At 62.4% G+C, this 17,410-nt stretch carries 16 protein-coding genes and 1 pseudogene; 11 read left to right on the top strand and 6 right to left on the bottom strand.

What is annotated here, in order from left to right; all coding sequences use genetic code 11:
* Window positions 1–68 precede the first annotated feature (68 nt).
* Together cls and BRPE64_RS26035 are read right to left on the bottom strand one after the other, a co-directional pair.
* On the bottom strand, window positions 69–1,340 hold the full coding sequence (gene cls, locus BRPE64_RS26040; RefSeq protein ID WP_016347939.1) for a cardiolipin synthase: 1,272 nt from the start codon (window positions 1,338–1,340) through the stop codon (window positions 69–71).
* Between the two features lie 63 nt (window positions 1,341–1,403).
* Window positions 1,404–2,171 (bottom strand): DUF4410 domain-containing protein, encoded by a 768-nt coding sequence (locus tag BRPE64_RS26035; RefSeq protein WP_016347938.1) that lies wholly within the window; start codon window positions 2,169–2,171, stop codon window positions 1,404–1,406.
* Between the two features lie 355 nt (window positions 2,172–2,526).
* Between BRPE64_RS26035 and BRPE64_RS26030 the strand changes: the two genes are divergently transcribed.
* A complete protein-coding gene (locus tag BRPE64_RS26030) occupies window positions 2,527–3,315 on the top strand; it encodes an SDR family NAD(P)-dependent oxidoreductase (RefSeq protein WP_016347937.1) in 789 nt (262 codons plus the stop codon).
* 27 nt (window positions 3,316–3,342) lie between these two features.
* On the opposite strand, the gene BRPE64_RS26025 is transcribed toward BRPE64_RS26030, so the two are convergent.
* Window positions 3,343–4,761 (bottom strand): UdgX family uracil-DNA binding protein, encoded by a 1,419-nt coding sequence (locus BRPE64_RS26025; protein WP_016347936.1) that lies wholly within the window; start codon window positions 4,759–4,761, stop codon window positions 3,343–3,345.
* Entirely contained in the window at window positions 4,761–5,972 is a 1,212-nt protein-coding gene (locus BRPE64_RS26020; protein ID WP_016347935.1) for a putative DNA modification/repair radical SAM protein, read from the bottom strand. The genes BRPE64_RS26025 and BRPE64_RS26020 overlap by 1 nt, the downstream gene beginning before the upstream one ends.
* A 143-nt stretch (window positions 5,973–6,115) precedes the next feature.
* Here BRPE64_RS26020 and BRPE64_RS26015 point away from each other — a divergent pair, with 143 nt between their 5' ends.
* The 3 genes from BRPE64_RS26015 (at window position 6,116) to BRPE64_RS26005 (ending at window position 7,494) form a co-directional block, all read left to right on the top strand.
* Window positions 6,116–6,334 (top strand): hypothetical protein, encoded by a 219-nt coding sequence (locus tag BRPE64_RS26015; RefSeq protein WP_016347934.1) that lies wholly within the window; start codon window positions 6,116–6,118, stop codon window positions 6,332–6,334.
* A 127-nt stretch (window positions 6,335–6,461) separates the two neighbouring features.
* Complete coding sequence (locus BRPE64_RS26010) at window positions 6,462–6,782, top strand: hypothetical protein (protein WP_051180553.1); 321 nt, start codon at window positions 6,462–6,464, stop codon at window positions 6,780–6,782.
* Window positions 6,783–7,185: 403 nt separating this feature from the next.
* On the top strand, window positions 7,186–7,494 hold the full coding sequence (locus tag BRPE64_RS26005; protein WP_144063544.1) for a hypothetical protein: 309 nt from the start codon (window positions 7,186–7,188) through the stop codon (window positions 7,492–7,494).
* 46 nt (window positions 7,495–7,540) lie between these two features.
* Here the strand turns inward: BRPE64_RS26005 and BRPE64_RS26000 are convergent, their stop codons facing one another.
* Window positions 7,541–8,476: an aldose 1-epimerase gene (locus BRPE64_RS26000; RefSeq protein ID WP_016347930.1), complete on the bottom strand. Its 936-nt coding sequence runs from the start codon at window positions 8,474–8,476 to the stop codon at window positions 7,541–7,543.
* The gene (locus tag BRPE64_RS25995; protein WP_016347929.1) at window positions 8,473–9,273 is read right to left on the bottom strand and encodes a phytanoyl-CoA dioxygenase family protein; all 801 of its coding nucleotides are present in this window, start codon (window positions 9,271–9,273) and stop codon (window positions 8,473–8,475) included. Before BRPE64_RS25995 ends, BRPE64_RS26000 begins: the two co-directional genes overlap by 4 nt.
* A gap of 170 nt (window positions 9,274–9,443) precedes the next feature.
* Between BRPE64_RS25995 and BRPE64_RS25990 the strand changes: the two genes are divergently transcribed.
* The 7 genes and pseudogenes from BRPE64_RS25990 (at window position 9,444) to BRPE64_RS25960 (ending at window position 17,288) form a co-directional block, all read left to right on the top strand.
* Window positions 9,444–10,535, top strand: a complete 1,092-nt coding sequence (locus tag BRPE64_RS25990; protein ID WP_408608271.1) for a LacI family DNA-binding transcriptional regulator — start codon at window positions 9,444–9,446, stop codon at window positions 10,533–10,535.
* Between the two features lie 102 nt (window positions 10,536–10,637).
* Window positions 10,638–11,654: an ABC transporter substrate-binding protein gene (locus tag BRPE64_RS25985; RefSeq protein ID WP_044043693.1), complete on the top strand. Its 1,017-nt coding sequence runs from the start codon at window positions 10,638–10,640 to the stop codon at window positions 11,652–11,654.
* Between the two features lie 70 nt (window positions 11,655–11,724).
* Complete coding sequence (locus tag BRPE64_RS25980) at window positions 11,725–13,287, top strand: sugar ABC transporter ATP-binding protein (protein ID WP_044043303.1); 1,563 nt, start codon at window positions 11,725–11,727, stop codon at window positions 13,285–13,287.
* Window positions 13,277–14,257 (top strand): ABC transporter permease, encoded by a 981-nt coding sequence (locus tag BRPE64_RS25975; protein WP_016347925.1) that lies wholly within the window; start codon window positions 13,277–13,279, stop codon window positions 14,255–14,257. The genes BRPE64_RS25980 and BRPE64_RS25975 overlap by 11 nt, the downstream gene beginning before the upstream one ends.
* Window positions 14,258–14,265: 8 nt before the next feature.
* The gene (locus BRPE64_RS25970; protein WP_016347924.1) at window positions 14,266–15,225 is read left to right on the top strand and encodes an ABC transporter permease; all 960 of its coding nucleotides are present in this window, start codon (window positions 14,266–14,268) and stop codon (window positions 15,223–15,225) included.
* 124 nt (window positions 15,226–15,349) lie between these two features.
* Window positions 15,350–15,515: pseudogene (locus BRPE64_RS33825) on the top strand (IS256 family transposase); the annotation flags it as partial.
* Between the two features lie 726 nt (window positions 15,516–16,241).
* Window positions 16,242–17,288, top strand: coding sequence for a class I SAM-dependent methyltransferase (locus tag BRPE64_RS25960; protein ID WP_051180552.1), 1,047 nt, complete (start codon window positions 16,242–16,244; stop codon window positions 17,286–17,288).
* Window positions 17,289–17,410: the final 122 nt, after the last annotated feature.

Here is a 17,410-nt window from a genome sequence, read left to right as displayed (position 1 = left end):
GCACGAGTTTTTTCGCGAAGCGTTTCACGCATACGACAAAGTGTCGACGAAGCTTCGACAAAGCTTCTTCAAAGCTGCGAATCGAGCAGCGCAACGACGCGTTCGAGCATTTTTTCGCTAAGCGGACGATGGCGCCATTCATCGAGCGTGATGCGTTTCGAGCGCGCGACGTCGGCGTCGAAAATGGCGGTCTGGCGGCGCGCGAAATCGCGGTCGTAGATGTTGAGATTGGCCTCGTCGTTCAGCTTGAACGAGCGGCTGTCGAAGTTGGTCGAGCCGACCGACACGAGATATTCATCGACCACGATCAGCTTGCAATGGAACATGGTCGGCTGATATTCGTAGATTTCCACGCCCGCCGCGAGCAGATCGCCCCAGCACGCGCGCGACGCCTCGCGCACCGTATGCGTATCGATGCGCTTGCCCGGCGTGATGATCCGCACGCGCACGCCGCGCTTCGCCGCCTCGACGATCGCGTTGATCGTCAGTTTGTCGGGCACGAAGTACGCGCTCGACAGATGGATCGAATGCGTCGCGGCGGTGATCGCCATGAGGTACATCAACTGCATGTCGTCGCTGCCGCCCGAGGGCGAACTGCTGAACATGTGCGCGAGACCGTCGCCTGCGGCCGCGATCTCCGGGAAATAGCGCGGTCCGTGCAGCACGTTGCCGGTCACCTTGATCCAGTTGTCCATGAAGACCGCCTGCATGTGGCCGACCACCGGACCTTCGACGCGAAAGTGCGTATCGCGCCAGTGCTTCTCGTCCTGCGCGTGCCCGGTCCATTCTTCCGCGATACCCACGCCGCCCGTAAAACCGATGCGCCCGTCGATCACGAGCAGCTTGCGGTGCGTGCGGTCGTTCATGCGGCCGAGCCCGGTCCAGTGCGGCTTGTGATACTGGATAACCTCCGCGCCCGAATCGCGCAGCATCTGCAGATAGCGCTTGTCCATCTTCGACGAGCCGACCCAGTCGAGCAGCACATGCACCGGAATGCCCGCGCGCGCCTTGTCCGACAGCGCGTGGGCGAATTCCTCGCCGATCGCGCCGGACCAGTAGATGAAGGTTTCGAACGTGATCGTCTCGCGCGCCGAGCGGATGCCGTCCAGCATCGACGGAAAAATCTCGTCGCCGTTCACGAGCACTTCGAAGCGGTTGCCGTCGCCGACGGGCGGCCCGAGCAGCAGGCCCATCGAGCGGATGAACTGTGGATCGTCGCTGGCGTATAGCCGTTCGATCTTGTGCTCGATCTTCTTCTCGCCGCTCGACATGTTCGCGATCACGAGCACGACGACGAGCGTAACGACAACGGTCAGGACAATCAGGGCAATCGTGAGCATGCGGGGGCCTCGCGAAGCGAACATTCGTCCGGAACCGCTAGTGTACGCATGCTCCGGCCCCGCTCAACTTTGCGCGAGCTTTGCGATCTGCTTGGCGATGGAATCGGCGAGACGCTTTTCGTCCGACGACACGCCCGCGTGCTTCGTCTCCGACACCGTGTGCAGCCCGCCCGATACCGCCAGCGAACTCGCGACATGCCCCGCCGCCGCGCCGACGCCCGCCATTTCCGCGACGCCCGGCGCGTGGCCGCTGTCGGCTTTCGCGTCGAATTGTTCGAGCACTTGCGGCACGCCGTGCGCCGGCTTGAAGACGAGCTGCACCGTCGCGCCGACCTTGCTTTCGCCCGCGCCCAGGCCGATCAGCATACGGCGGCGGCGATTTCCGGCGTCGATCGTATTGAAGCTGCCTTCCACGACGAGCACGCTCTGGTCGTCCGGCGGCGCGACGTCGGCGCGAACGGCGCGCAGGCCCATCGACTGGAGCTTCGCGACGATCTCGTTCGCGACTTCTTCGCGCGCGGCGGCGGCGTCCTGCGTCTGTTTGTCGGCTTGCGAGTCGCCGGAGATCGCCGAGCCGATCTTCGAGATCATGCCGTGATCGTCGAGCTTGACCTCGCTCGCGTCGCTGGCGAACGCGTAGACGTAGATGGTGTCGGCGCGCAGCGTGGGCGTGGCGCTCTGTGCATATTGGCTGTACGGGCTCGCGGCCTGCGCGGGATTGCTCGCGCAACCTGCCAAAAACGCCGTGCCGACGACGAACGCCGCGAGCGCCGCACCACGCGCCTTCTTGACGATAGCGTTGAACGAGAAAGACTTGATCGACTTGGACATGATGACCTCAGGAATCGTGGAATCGTTAGCGGGTTCGTATCGCGCGATGAGGATGCGGTCCGCGCTCCTTATCCGTGATCTCATTCGTGCGTGATACGGCTCTCGGTTCTCGTTGCTGCTTCGTCTCCCGGTCACGCTGGCGCAACTATGGACGATGCCTCCGGCGCGCGCCATCGAGCATTTATGTCGCGGTGTTTCATCGGCCGCAGAGGCTTATGCAGAAAGGGTTTCGGCGCTTTACGGCGTACCCGTCGCGAGCAGGTTTGTGCACGCTTTGCGGGCTTCTGGTTTACTGCCGTCAACGCATCGCGCGCGGCGCGGCGCATCAACTCGAACGTTTTTCCAAGGAGATGACATGGATCTCAAGATCGCCAACAAACTCGCACTGGTTTCCGGATCGACGAAAGGCATCGGCCACGCCATCGCGGTGGCGCTCGCACGCGAAGGCGCGCGCGTGATCCTCAATGGCCGCTCGCAGTCATCCGTCGACGAGGCGCTCGGCAGACTGCGCGAACTCGTGCCGAATGCGCAGGCCGAAGGCTTCGCGGGCGACGTCTCCGATGCCGCGCAAGTGAACGAACTCGTGAAGCGCTTTCCGAGCGTCGATATTCTCGTGAACAACATGGGCATCTTCGATCCGAAGCCGTTCGAAGAAATTCCCGATGAAGAATGGCTGCGCTTTTTTAACGCCAACGTGATGTCCGGCGTGCGGCTCTCGCGCGCCTATCTGCCGAAGATGAAGGCGAACAACTGGGGCCGCGTGGTCTTTATCAGCAGCGAGAGCGGCATTCAGATTCCCGTCGAGATGATTCATTACGGTATGACGAAATCGGCGCAGATTTCGCTGGCGCGCGGGCTCGCCGAGACTTGCACGGGCACGGGCGTGACGGTCAATTCAGTGCTGCCCGGGCCGACCAGTTCCGAAGGCGTCACTGAATTCGTCGAGAAGCTTTCGGGCGGCAAGAGTTTTCACGACTTCGAGGAACAGTTCTTCACGGAAGCGCGCCCGAGTTCGATTCTCAAGCGCTTCATCACGCCCGAAGAAATTGCGAGCATGGTGGCGTATGTGTGCTCGGAGTTGTCGTCGGCGACGAATGGCGCTGCGCTGCGCGCGGACGGCGGCGTGATCCGCGCGGCATTCTGAGCGCGGCGTCTGTTTCGGCGGGCGGCTTTATCGCGCGATGAGCGTCCGCGCCCGTTCCAACGCCTCGACGATGGCCGCGACGGTGCGCTCGCGCGCGGCCTCGTCGTTCTGGCGTAGCGCATACGACGGGTGATACGTCGCCACGACCGATTTGTCGCCATACGTCACGACGCGGCCGAGATGCGCCGACAGCGTTGCGCGACGGCCAAAGAGCGCGGCGAGCGCCGTCGCGCCGAGCGTGACGATCACCTGCGCGCCGACATCGCGAAGTTCCTGTTCGAGCCAGTACGCGCACGCATCGACTTCTTGCTGCGCCGGCGTCTTGTGCAGCCGCCGCTTGCCGCGCGGCTCCCATTTGAAATGCTTCACGGCGTTGGTCAGATAGACCTGCTCGCGCGGCACGCCCGCGCGCCGCATGGCGTCGTCGAGAAGCTGGCCCGCCGGTCCGACGAACGGCTCGCCCTTCAGGTCTTCCTGATCGCCGGGCTGCTCGCCGAGCAGCATGATGCGCGCATCGGACGGCCCCGCGCCGTGCACGGCCTGCGTCGCGTTGCGCCACAGATCGCAGCGGCGGCAGGTGTCGAGCGAGGTCGGCGCGTCGCGTTCGGGTTGCGCCTCCTGAGCCTCGACCTGAACGGCCTTTCCGCCCCGCGCGCCGACGCCCTGCGCCTGCGCGACCCGACGCGCGCCACCGCGTGCGGCGCTCACGAGTTGCGGGATCAGCGCGCCCTCGGGCAAGCCTTTCCAGAAGCGCACCGGCATGTGCTGTTCGAGCGCGGTTTCGTTCAGGCGCGCGGGGTTGAAGATGCTGCGGTAATACGTCATCCACAGCGTTTCGGCGGCGTCCGGCGTATCGACGGCGTGTTCCGCCGCCAACGCGCGACGGCGCTCGATTTGCAGATGCTCGCCGTCGAACATGGCGGCGCCGTGGGGCGTTGCGATGAGCCACGTCGAGCGGCCCATGCGCGCGGCAAAATGGTCGGCGCCCCAGACGAGCACATCGTGATCGGGCTCGTACCACGCGACATATTCGGGCGCGCCGAGTGCCGCATCGCGCTGGCGAAAGCGCACGTACGCGATCATGTCGTGTTGCGCGCGCCGCACCGCCTTCGCCATTTTGTAGAGCCGCGCACCGTCTTCGTCGGCGGGCGACGCGACCGAACGGTCGCCCTGCGTCCAGCGCCAGAGCACGCGGTAAAGGAAGCTCCAGCGGCGTTCGTCGCGGAAATGCGCGGCGTCTTTCAATAGCGTCGCAAATTCTCGCGATACGCGGATTTGCGGTGCTTCGGACGGTTGCTGCAATGCCGGTGCCTCTGCCGCGAACAACGCCGGCTCCGCCTGCGTCGTGCGCCAGTCGATCGATTCGGGTGTGAGTTGCTGCGCGAGCGCGTCGAGCGCGGCGGTGCGCCAGGCGTCGAAATCGTCGTCGATGGTGATGGTGCGCATCAGATGAGCGAAAGCTGCACCGGACCGGTGGCGAGCGCGCGCCGCAAATTGTCCGAGGGCGCTTCGGTAAGCGGTGGCCGGTAATCCGCCGTGACGACGAACGGTTTCACCTTGTCCATCGCGCAGCGCAGCCGCACGAGATCCTGATAGCGCACGCGCCGCTCGCGCCGCAACTCGACGATGCGCTTCGCGTTACGCATGCCGATGCCCGGCACGCGCGCGATCATGCGCACGGGCGCGGCATTCAGATCGATGGGAAAACGCTCACGATGCGCGAGCGCCCACGCGAGTTTCGGATCGACATCGAGCGGCAAATTGCCCGCGTCGCCGAGCAATTCGGCCGCGCCGAAACCGTAGCCGCGCATCAGAAAGTCGGCCTGATACAGACGATGTTCGCGCAACAGCGGCGGCGCTTTCGACGGCACACCCGACGGACTGTCCGGAATCGGACTGAACGCCGAGTAGTACACACGCTTCAACTGATAGGAACCGTACAGCGTTTCCGCGGTGCCGAGGATGGTGCGGTCGTCGGTTTCATCGGCGCCGACGATCATTTGCGTACTCTGCCCCGCCGGCGCGAAACGAGGCGCGCGCGGTTCGGCTTCGGACTCCTCGCGCGCGACGCGGATGTTGCTCATCGCCAGCTTGATGGTGCGGCCGCTTTTTTCCGGCGCGAGGCGTTCGAGGCTGATTTCCGTCGGCAGCTCGATATTCACGCTCAGACGATCCGCATACCGCCCCGCTTGCGCGATCAGGCCGGGATCGGCGTCGGGAATCGTCTTCAAATGGATATAGCCGCGAAAATGGTGCTTCTCGCGCAGGCTTTTCGCGACCTGGACGAGTTGCTCCATTGTGTAATTCGATGAGCGGATCACGCCGGAACTGAGAAATAGCCCGTCGATGTAATTGCGGCGATAAAAATCCAGCGTCAAGCCGACGACTTCCTCCGGCGTGAAACGCGCGCGCGGCACATTGCTCGAACGGCGATTGATGCAGTACTGGCAGTCGTAAAGACAAAAGTTCGTCAGCAGAATTTTGAGCAACGAGACGCAGCGGCCATCGGGCGTGAAGCTGTGGCAGATGCCGGAGCCGGTGCTGGCGCCCAGACCGTCGATACCGCGCGATTCGCGCTTAGGGGCCCCGCCGCTCGCGCATGACGCGTCATACTTGGCGGCGTCCGCAAGAATTTCGAGCTTTTCCGAGAGATCCATCTTGCACATAGTACTGTATTTTTATACAGTATCCCAAGTGATTTTAGTTTGGCGGCGTTCTGCTTTCTTTGCGTCAACATCCTCGCCCTGACCATGCGCACGCAGCGCGCCTGCTCAAAATCCGCCCACTTTCCGGAGCCTCTATGCGATTCGACTACAAGGCATTCCATATCGACTGCACCGCGCGTCACGACGAAGAAGGAAGCTTCTACGCCCACGCCCGGATCACGCAAGCGAACGACGCATCCCCACATCTGGAAGTCTTTGATTCAGGCGATCTCGATGCTTTCTCGACCGCATCGGACGCGTTGCATTGCGCGCGCGCATGGGCAATCGAATGGTGCGACGAAGCCATCGCCTGAAGCTTGCCGTTGAAGTCTTGTCCCCCGAACCGCGCATAACCAGCGCGCGGCATGACGATTGCGCTATGTAAGGCGCGAAGCCGCGGTATCGAACGAAGTTCGAACAAAGCGGCGCGCAGCAAAAATCATGGATCAACGGGAGGACATCATGAAAAATGCAAAACGGAATGTGCTAGTAACCGCGATGATTTTGGGCTTGTCTGGCGCAGCGTTCGCGCAAGGCGCGGGCGGCGGCGCCGGTGGCGGCTCGGCGGGCGGTAACGGTGCTGGCCAGGGCGGCACCGGCATGAGCACGCCGAACGGCAACGGCGTAACGGGTTCGACTTCGGGTGCATCCGGCGCCAACACCATGGGCTCGCCGCAAAGTTCGGGCAGCAAGATGCAAAAGCAGAAGAAGAGCGGTTCGAATTCGGGTACGTCGAATGACGGTGCTGCCAAGACGTACTAAGCGTTGCTAAGCATCGGCATTGACGCAGCAGTTACAGGCCCGGGCCGTTCTACGGTTCGGGCCTGCTTTTCGTCCACGCTTCGTTCATCGGCGAAAATTACATAGGAGCTTAGTGCTTTCGAGTTGCTACTGAGTCGCTACTAAGTCGCTAACACCCCTACTAAAGCATCCCTACCACATAGGGATTTCACGTCGCGTTCCATCTCCGTAACCTTGCTTGCGAGCGCCTTCCGTCGCGCCGGATTGGACTTTCTCGTCAATCGGGCGAAATCGCGTTTCGGCTTTTCGTGGCCGCATGCTTCATCGCGGCCGCATGCGCTCGATCTCATCATCGACCTGGTTGCAAGGAGTCCGAGAATCGCGTTTCCCGGCTGCTTGTGCATTCGTTTCAAGGAGCTGGAACATGAAGCCCAAAATCAACCCGAAACTCATCGCCATGATGGCCGGTTGCGCGATCGTCGCTAACGTCGCAGCCATCGGTTCGGCGCACGCTCAAGGCATGCCCGCCGACGCGCAGCAACTCGTTCAGACAATGCGCCCGATGCACCTTGCGCAGGCCACGCCCGAGCAACCGCAAACCGCCGCGATGCCCGCGCAACAAGCCGACGACACCGCGTACGGCGGCATGGCAGCCGGTGCCAGCGCATCCGCGAGCGGCAGGCGTCAGGGATGCAGCGACACGCCGCGTTGCGACGTCTTCTTCGGCCAGTAAGGCGGAGCACGCTCTACGTCGCGGACGAATTCCCGCCCGCGACGCCTTATCCCACGCGAGTCGTCCACGCGAACGTCGCGCTGACCGACTCGCCCGGTTGCAGCACCGCGCCGCCTTTCATCGCGCGCGCGACGTCCAGATTGATCCAGTCCGCCACATTGCTCACTGGTTCCACGCAAAGCAATGCCGGATGCGACGCCGGGGCATAGATGACCATGTGATCGAAGGGCGCGTCCGCGTCGAGCCGGATCGAGCGATGTTCATCGGGCCATGAAATTGTCGCCGTGCGCGACGACCAGCCGGCAAAGTTGTTGTCGAGGTCGAAGGCATCGGCGGACAGGCCTTCGGGCGACGCCATCGCATCGACGCAAGGGTGCGGGCCCGCATGCGTCGGCAGCAGATCCGGCGTGCTGTGCCACATCGCGGCGACGCGTGCATGAATGCGTGTGTTTCGCGTGCGCGGATAGTATGGATGATGTCCCATGCCGAAGGGCATCGGCCGATCGGACAGGTTGCGCGCCGACATCGTGACCGATAGCGTATCGGCATCGAGTGCGATGTCCTGCGTCGCCTCGTACGCAAACGGCCAATGATGCGCCGCTGCACGCGAAGGCTCGTGCAGCAGATGCATGCGCGCCCGCGACTCGCTGACTTCTGCGATACGCCACGGCAAGCGCCACGCGTTGCCGTGCAGCGCATGCGCGAACGCATTGCCGTCGCCGGACAGGTCGACGGGCGCGCCATCGAACATGAAGCGCGCATCGCGGATGCGATTGCAATACGGCAGCAGCGGAAAGCTCGCCATGCCGAGCGGATCGCGAGCCGCAAGCGCGGCGGGCGTTGCGGGACGCAGCCAGTCGATCACGCGGTCGTCGCGCGTTTCATCGAAAGCGGCAATCGCTCCGCCGACATGCGGCGCAAGCAGTACGCGCCGCGCGCCGTGACGCAGCGCGACGAGCGTATCGGAAGGAGTGGCGCTCAATATGCGAATTGCCGGTAGTTTTCGTCGAACGTGCGCGGCGTCTTTTCGACCACAGGATTGAAGCGCAACAGGCGCCGCGCACGCGCGGGCAAGCCGGCGAGCACGTCGCGCGGCACGTCGATATGCACTTCGGGTCGAAAGTACCACGCACGGCTATAGCCGATCACGACCATCGGCCGCGGCTCGCCGCTCAGATTCGGCGTGCCGCGATGCAGGCCGCGCACATCGCGGATCATCACGTCGCCGAGACGCATCGGCACGCGCTCCGCCGCGAAGCGCCCTGCTTCGAGGCCCGCGAGCGCATCGTCGCGCGACATGCGGTGCGTGCCGCGCGTGGTGTCGAGCGGACCGTTGCGGTCATCGACATCGACGAGCGGGAAATTCACCGCGAGCTGAAAGGACGGCGTTTCGGGTGCGTCGTCGAACAGCGGCGGCGTGTCGCGATGCCAGTCCTGATAGTCCGAACCGAGCACGGGTGTGTCCGTTGCAAGCTGGCACATCACCGGATCGCGCCCGGCCACGCGCTCGACAATGCCGACGATATCGTCATCGCAAATAATCGACGGGTCCGCGAAGGTGCCCTCGAACGGCAGCGTGACGTAATAGCGGCCCGGCCCGCGATTGCCGTTCGCACCGGCTTCGTGCGCGCCGTCGACATGCGGTTGCAGAAGCGGCGCAAACGCATCGCGCCAGAGTTCGAGCGTCGCGCGCGGGAAATGATCGCGCAGCAGGACGAAGCCGTCCCGTTCGAACGACTCGGCGAACGCGTCTCGCGTGCTCTCGTCGTACTTGCCCATGCACTTCTCCTGGTTGCCGGTTAGTCGCGAAAAGAATCGCATGTGCGTAATCTGTTCGTCAATATTATTAGTAATAACCGGTGAAAACCCTGAGCTTCAATCGTCACTTAATACGTGCTTTTCGCTGCATTTATCACTAATATTTGCTGCAAGCATCTCAAGCCCGCACGATGAAAAAAACCACTCAACGCCGCCCGACGATGACCGACATCGCGAAACTCACCGGAGTCTCGCAATCGACGGTATCGCTCGTGCTGAACAACGCAAGCGGCGCGAAATTCTCCGACAGCACGCGCGACAAGGTGCTGCGCGCCGCGCACGAACTGGGCTATCGCATGACGCAGCGCGAGCCGGTTCCGGCGTTCGAAAGCGAGAGCGAGCGCAATCTGATCGTCTATCTCGCCGATGAAATCTCGACGAGCCCGCATCCGGTCGTGAGCATCGACGGCGCGCGCGACGCCGCGTTCGCCAACGGCCGCATGCTCGCGGTCTATTCGACGCACGGCAACGCGGAGATCGAGGCGCGCGTGCTCGACGCGACGCTCGGCAATCCGAACGTGCTCGGCGTGATCTACGCGACGGTGTACACGCGCCGCGTCACGCTGCCCGACGCGCTCGCCCGCGTGCCGACCGTGCTGCTGAACTGCTATTCGAACGAAGCGAACGTGTCGTCGGTCGTGCCGGCCGAGGTCGCGGGCGGACATACGGCGACCGACCATCTGCTGGCGGCGGGACACAAGCGCATCGGCTATATCAACGGCGAGCCCTGGCAGGACGCCGCGCGCGACCGGCTGAAGGGGTATCGCACCGCGCTCGCCACCGCCGATCTGCCGTTCGCGCCGGAACTCGTGCGCGAAGGCGACTGGAGCCCGGACACCGGCTTCGAGCAGACGCTTGCGCTGATGCGCGAGCCGAATCCGCCGACGGCCATCTTCTGCGCGAACGACCTGATGGCGCTCGGCGCGATCGAGGCGCTGAAGCAGCTCGGCCTGCGCGTGCCGGACGACGTCTCCGTACTCGGCTACGACGATCAGGAAATCGCGCGGCATACGCATCCGCCGCTGTCGACCGTCGTGTTGCCGAACTATGAACTCGGGCGCTGGGCCGTCGAAACGCTCTTGCAGGAAGAACAGAACCGCGCGGCGGGCGCGCCGGTAAGGCGCCGCACCGTCAAGCTCGACGGACCGCTCATCGAACGCGGCTCGGTCAGAGTAATGACCGAAGCGAATCAGCTTCTGGCAACTAATAATATTAGCGATTGACCGTTAATAAAACGCCGTACCGAACACTCTCGCAGCAGGCAGACCGGGCAATACAAGCATCGGCACTACTAGAAAAAGGCAAACCATCCTATGGAGGAAGACATGCTGTCGCTAGAGAAGAAATCGCGTTCGGGCCTGCGCCCGCTCGCCGCCGCACTGACTGCGCTGACCGCCCTGACGCTTGCGGCCAGCTTCACCGCCGCTCACGCCGCCGACGACGGCCTGCCGAAGATCGCGAACAAGAAGCCGCTGAAGGTCGGCTTCGCGCAGACCGAGAGCAACAATCCGTGGCGTCTCGCCGAGACGAAGAGCTTCAAGGACATCGCGGCGAAATGCGGCTGGCAGATGGTCATGACCGACGCCAACAGTTCGGCGGCGAAGCAGGTTTCGGACATTCAGAGCATGATCGCGCAGCACGTCGATCTGCTCGTGTTCCCGCCGCGCGAAGAGAAGCCGCTTGCGCCGGTCGTGTTGCAGGCGAAGAAAGCGGGCATTCCGGTGATTCTCGTGGACCGCAACATCGACCAGTCGATGGCGAAGGCGGGCAAGGACTACATCACGTTCATCGGTTCGGACTTCATCGATCAGGGGCAGCGCGCCGCCGACTGGCTCGTGAAGGCGACGAACGGCAAGGCGACCATCATCGAACTGGAAGGCTCGACGGGCGCTTCCGCCGCGAACGATCGCAAGAAGGGCTTCGACGATGTCATCGCGAAGAACTCGGGCATGAAGATCGTCGCGTCGCAGAGCGGCGACTTCGCGCGCGACAAGGGCCGTCAGGTCATGGAGACGCTCTTGCAGGCGCATCCGGACGTGACCGCCGTCTACGCGCATAACGACGAAATGGCGCTCGGCGCGATCGCCGCGATCAAGGCGGCGGGCAAGCAGCCGGGCAAGGACATCGTCCTCGTGACGATCGACGGCACCAAGGGCGGTCTGGAAGCGATCAAGGCCGGCGAACTGGGCGCGAGCGTGCAGTCGAGTCCGTTCTTCGGACCGCTCGCGTGCGATGTCGCGCAGAAGTACGCGAAGGGCGAAACGATTCCGCCGTGGGTCAAGGTCTCGGACCGCTTCTACGACAAGAGCAACGTCGACGCGAGCATGCAGTACGGCTATTGAGCGAAGCGTGTGTGTCTTGCGGGCGCCTGATCGACGGCGCTCGCTTTTTCATTTCGACGGACCTCACGGCATGGCTCAGACTCCCCTACTCGACATGCAGGATATCGACATCGCGTTCGGCGGTGTCCCCGCGTTAAAGCGCGCGCGCCTCTGCGTCGCGGCGGGCGAAGTGCACGCGCTCATCGGCCAGAACGGCGCGGGCAAGTCCACGCTCATCAAGATTCTCACCGGCGCGTATCACAAGAGCGCGGGCACGATTCGCTTCGACGGCCGCGAAGTCGATTTCCGCACGCCGAAAGACGCGCGCGAAGCAGGCATCAGCACGATCTATCAGGAGATCAATCTCGTGCCGTTCCGCTCGGTCGCGGAGAACATCTTTCTCGGACGCGAGCCGCGCCGTTTCGGGCTGATCGACTGGAAGACCGTACAGCATCGCGCGTCCGAACTGCTCGAATCGTTCGGTTTGCGAATCGATGTGAAGAAGCCCGTGCGCGACTATTCCACCGCGATCCAGCAGATGGTCGCGCTCGCACGCGCGGTGTCGTCGGATGCGAAGATGGTCATCATGGACGAATCGACTTCATCGCTCGACGAACGCGAAGTGGAATTGCTCTTTACCGTCGTGCGGCGTTTGCGCGACGACGGACGCGCGGTGATCTTCGTGTCGCATCGGCTCGACGAACTCTATGCGCTATGCGACCGCGTCACCGTGATGCGCGATGGCCAGACCGTCGCCGAAAACACGATGCAGGAAATGGACAAGCTAAAGCTCGTCACGACGATGCTCGGCCGCACGCTCGCCGCCGTCGTGCACGAAGACAGCGCCGTGAAGGAAGCGAATCTCGCGAAGCGCGGCGACGTGATGCTCGCGGCGCAAGGCCTCGCGGCGGGCGCGAAAGTCACGGACGTTTCGCTCGACGTGCATGCGGGCGAAGCCGTCGGTCTCGCGGGCCTGCTCGGCTCGGGCCGCACGGAGACCATGCGCCTGCTGTTCGGCGCGGATCGTCCGGCGAAGGGCACGCTCACCGTCAGTGGCGAGAGCGCGGCGTTCAAGTCGCCGAAAGATGCAATCGCGCGCGGCATCGCGTATCTCACGGAAGATCGCAAGGCCGAAGGCATCGTGCCGGAACTGTCCGTGCGCGACAACCTGACGCTCGTGTGCCTGCCCGCGCTGACGAAACGCGGCGTGGTCGATGTGGCGAAGCAGCGCGAGATTGTCGATGGCTTCATCGAATCGCTCGGCATCAAGCTGCGTTCGGCGGATCAGCCGATACGCGAACTGTCGGGCGGCAATCAGCAGAAGGTGCTGCTTGCACGCTGGCTCGCGACGCACCCGCGCCTCTTGTTGCTCGATGAACCCACGCGCGGCATCGATGTCGGCGCGAAAGCCGATGTCGCGAAGATCGTGCGCGAATTGCGCGATGCGGGGCTTGCGGTGCTGCTGTCCGCATCGGAGCTTGAAGAACTGACGGCCGTCGCGGATCGCGCGGTCGTGATCCGCGACGGCGAGACGGTCGCGCAACTGGACGGCGCGCAAATGAACGAGGCATCGATCATGGATGCGATCGCGTACGGCGCGGGCGCGGAGTCGACACTCGCCGACGCGCTGGAGGAAACCAAACATGATCGATGACACGCAGCGCGCCGCGCCGATCGTGCAGGCCACCGTGAAAAAGAAACGCGGCGTCGCCATTCAGCGCGAAATTGTCGTGCTGCTGGCGATGATCGTCTTCAATCTGATCTTCACGCAGCACTTCGTTTCGTTGCAGACGTTCAACGTGAATCTCACGCAGGTCGTGACGATCGTGATCGTGGGCATCGGCATGACGCTCGTCGTCGCGACCGGCGGCATCGACTTGTCCGTGGGCGCGTCGATGGCCATTGCCGGTGCACTCGCGCCGATGCTCTTCATGAACATCGACGGGCCGCTCGGCATCGTCCTCGCATTCACGTTGCCGATACTCGCTGCCGCCGTGTGCGGCGTGTTCAACGCCTTTCTCGTGACGCGGCTCAACGTGCAGCCTATCGTCGCGACACTCGTGTTGTTCATCGCGGGACGCGGCATTGCGCAAGTCGTCACCGATGGCAGCCTCCAGGCGTTCAACAATCCCGCGTTTCAATGGATCGCGCTCGGCAAGATCGCGGGCGTGCCCTTCCAGATTCTGTTGATGCTCGCGCTCGTCGCGGTGTTCACGTGGATCGTGCGCAAGACCTTGTTCGGCAAGTATCTGCTCGTCACCGGCGGCAACGAGGACGCCGCGTATCTCTCCGGCATTCCGACCGCGCGCGTGAAGATGATCGCGTACACGGCGTGCGCGGCGCTCGCCGGACTTGCAGGGTTGATTTCGATCTCGGTGAATTCGTCGTCGGATGCGAACGTGGTGGGCTTGGGCGTCGAGCTCGATGCCATCGCGGCGGTCGCGGTCGGCGGCACGGCGCTGACGGGCGGCAAGGCGTATATCACGGGCACGCTGATCGGCGCGCTGATCATCCAGTTGCTGCGATATACGCTGCTCGCGCACGGCATTCCGGATGCCGCCGCGCTCGTGCTCAAGGCCGCGATCATCATTGCCGCGGTGTACGTGCAACGCAAGCGAGGCTGAGCTTAATCATGAAAAAGAACCTGCCGATTCTGATCGCGCTCGTCGCGTTGCTCGTGCTCGGTGTCACGCGTTACGAGCACTTTCTGTCCGCGTATAACGTGACGTCGTTCTGGCGCTATAACTCGATGTTCCTGCTGATCTCCATCGGCATGGCCTTCGTGATCATCACGGGCGGCATCGATCTTTCGGTCGGCGCGGTGGCGGCGCTGGCGAGCGTGGTGTCGGCGCTGGCGAGCCCGCATGGCGCGCTGGCGGGCGTGCTCGCGGGATCGTTCGCGGGGCTCGCGGTGGGCGTGTTGAACGGCATCGTCATCACGCATATGCGGATTTTGCCGTTCATCGTCACGTTGGCGACGAGCCTCGGCGCGCACGGACTCGCGCTGCTGCTCGGCCATAACGATGCGGTGGCGATATCGTCCGATACGAACTTTGCGGCGTTCGGTCAGGGCGATTTTCTGACGCTGCCGATTCCGGGAATCGTGTGCGCGGTGATCGCGGTGCTCGGCTGGCTCGCGCTGCGCAGTTCGCGCTTCGGACGGCACGCGCTTGCTATCGGCGGGAGCGAAGAGGCATCGCGTTTGATGGGGCTGAACGTGGATCGCACGCTGGTCTGCGTGTATGCGCTGAGCGGTTTGCTGGCGGGCATCGCCGGTGCGATTCTCGCCGCGCAGTTCGGCGCGGGGCAGCCGAACGAAGGCGTCGGCTGGGAGTTGTTTGCGATTTCGGCGGTCGTGCTCGGCGGCACACGGCTGACCGGCGGCGACGGCTCCATCGCGATGACGATCGCTGGTGTCGCGCTGCTCGGGCTCGTTTTCAATCTTCTCAACTTCGAGAATGGGCTGGGGTATATCTCGCTGTCGGCGTACTGGCAGTCGGTGATTCGCGGATTGTTTCTGTTGCTGGTGATCGTGTTGCAGGCGCGGGTTTTAAATCAGCGCGGGGGGAAGACGGTTAAGGTTGCGCGTTGAGGGTGGTGTTGCTGTGAGCCTGTCAGATTTTTAGTGTGCCGAGGTCATGGGAGATACGGAGATTAAACTTCCAATGACCGACGCAACCGTGACTTAGAAGCCCAAGAGTCTCAAGACAACAAAGCTGTTTCCCGATGAGCCAATTGACCAATTGCTTGCACAGGTTTCGGGGCAAGGATGCCGAATCGGTCTTGGGCGAATCAAGCCTGGCCGGCCAACTCAATAAGCAACTGGCCGAACGCATGCTCGCGGCCGAGTCGAGCCATCATCCGAAGGCCGAGACTGGGCAAGCCTCCTTTTCCAGACGCCCCGCCAGCTTCCCTACGTCAGCGTAATTCGAAACCCCGGTACGGCTCTTCGGGTCAGGGCCGTGGATTTCACAAGGATAGGAAAAAGGTCTCAGGAACGGCGACGTGGGCTGCTCGCTGTGCGTGATTCTTCTCTGCTGCACCTTTGGTCGGTCTCAGTGAGGGGTCTCTGCCGTGAGGGCGTAGTTCGCGTTACTTGCGATCGATTCGTGGTCTTCCGTGATAACGTTTTGCTGCGTTGCCTGAACGGAACTCACTTTGATCGCCGCAAGCTTCTCTTTCTTTCGGTCAGGGGCTACCAACGCGAATTCCTGTTTGCAGGCACAGCGCTGGCCTCTGCCATGCACAGAATGATCGGAAAGCCCATGGCCTCTGTGGCACAGCTAAGGGAATACAGATTTACCATCCAGAATGGCGTTCTCGCGTGCAGTTGCTTTGCGCCGTGCTTAGCTCGATTGATAGGGCATGGGCGCACCAAGGCGCTCCGCGATCTCGGTCTGGTCATGATTGGTTCTTGAGGGTCTCTAAGGACAAAAAACAGAGGGGAAACTAAGGCGGTGCAGAAGGACTCGGAAAGCGGAGAGAAACGATTTGAAGAACTGACGGTCGGTATTGGCTCGCCTTGATGGGTTCCCTGCCAATAACCGTCAGGGCGCGTTGAACAGGATAGAATGCCTTCAACCATTCCTCACAGTGGACGGCACGCAAATGGACAGGATAGCTAAGATTCTCAATGGTGTTACGCGAGATCAGAAGGGCATCGAGATTGGCCCGTGGTTTAATCCTGTCGCTCCGAAGCAGGACGGTTTCAATTGTCTTTCGCTTGATGTTTACGATACGGAGACGCTTCTATCCAAGGCATCAGAGGACAAAAGCGTTTCCGGTCAACAGCTATCTCAAATCGAAAGTGTCGACCTTGTCGGATCATCCGTCGAAATCGAGTCGATCGTTTCAGATAGAGGCTTGCTGGGAGAGATAGATTACATCATCTCTTCGCATAATCTTGAACATGTCCCCGACCCGATAAAATTCCTGCAGGGTTGCAGTCACGTTTTGCGGCGCGGCGGGGTGTTGTCGATGGCCATTCCGGATAAGCGCGGATGCTTCGACCACTTCAGGCCGCATAGCTCTTTGGGCGACTGGCTTGAAGCATACTTCGACGAACGCCGGAAGCCGACGCTCAAGCAGGTTTTCGAGGCGCATCAGCTCGGGGCACTTTACAACGGCTCGGGAGCCTTTGGATTGGCAGTCAACAGTTCAGAGATAGAGCCGACCAACAACATTCAATATGGCTTCGATTTCTGGACAGCGCAGATCAGCACGGGTGACCGACAATACAACGATGCCCACTGCTGGACGCTGACGCCTTCACTCTTTGAACTGTTTGTACTGGATCTTTCAGTTCTCGGGCTGCTCAAATTCAAGATCGAATCGGTCGAAAGTGCGGGCTTCGAGTTTTATGCGCGCCTCACGGCCATGGGCGATGACTGGTTGCCCGAATACTCGAAGGACGAATACTTTCACATTCGGACAAACCTTATCCGCAAAGTGCAAGGCGAACAGGCGTCCAACAGTCGCGCCCCAGGTGACGAGTCGCCCGATGTCATTGCGATCAAGCTGGAAAACGCGGCGCTGCGGGCGCGGCTGAGCGACATCGAAGAATCTACGTCGTGGAAGATCACCTCTCCGATGAGGAAGGTTGTGACATCTCTTCGGGCTGTCTTCGTTCGCGAGCCAAAGGTCAGAACGGGCTAGCCAGCAGCCGCCCTCGAGGCGGCTTTCTGCGACCGGCACGAGCACAAGCCACCTTCGGGTGGCTTTTCCATTTTCATGAAAGAAGCGATCGAAAACAAACACAGCCCGGCGCTTCCACACCG

Source organism: Caballeronia insecticola, from assembly GCF_000402035.1.
Classification (GTDB): domain Bacteria; phylum Pseudomonadota; class Gammaproteobacteria; order Burkholderiales; family Burkholderiaceae; genus Caballeronia; species Caballeronia insecticola.
The sequence above is the reverse complement of the archived record's forward strand: the minus strand, read 5'-3'. Positions and strand labels throughout refer to the sequence as shown.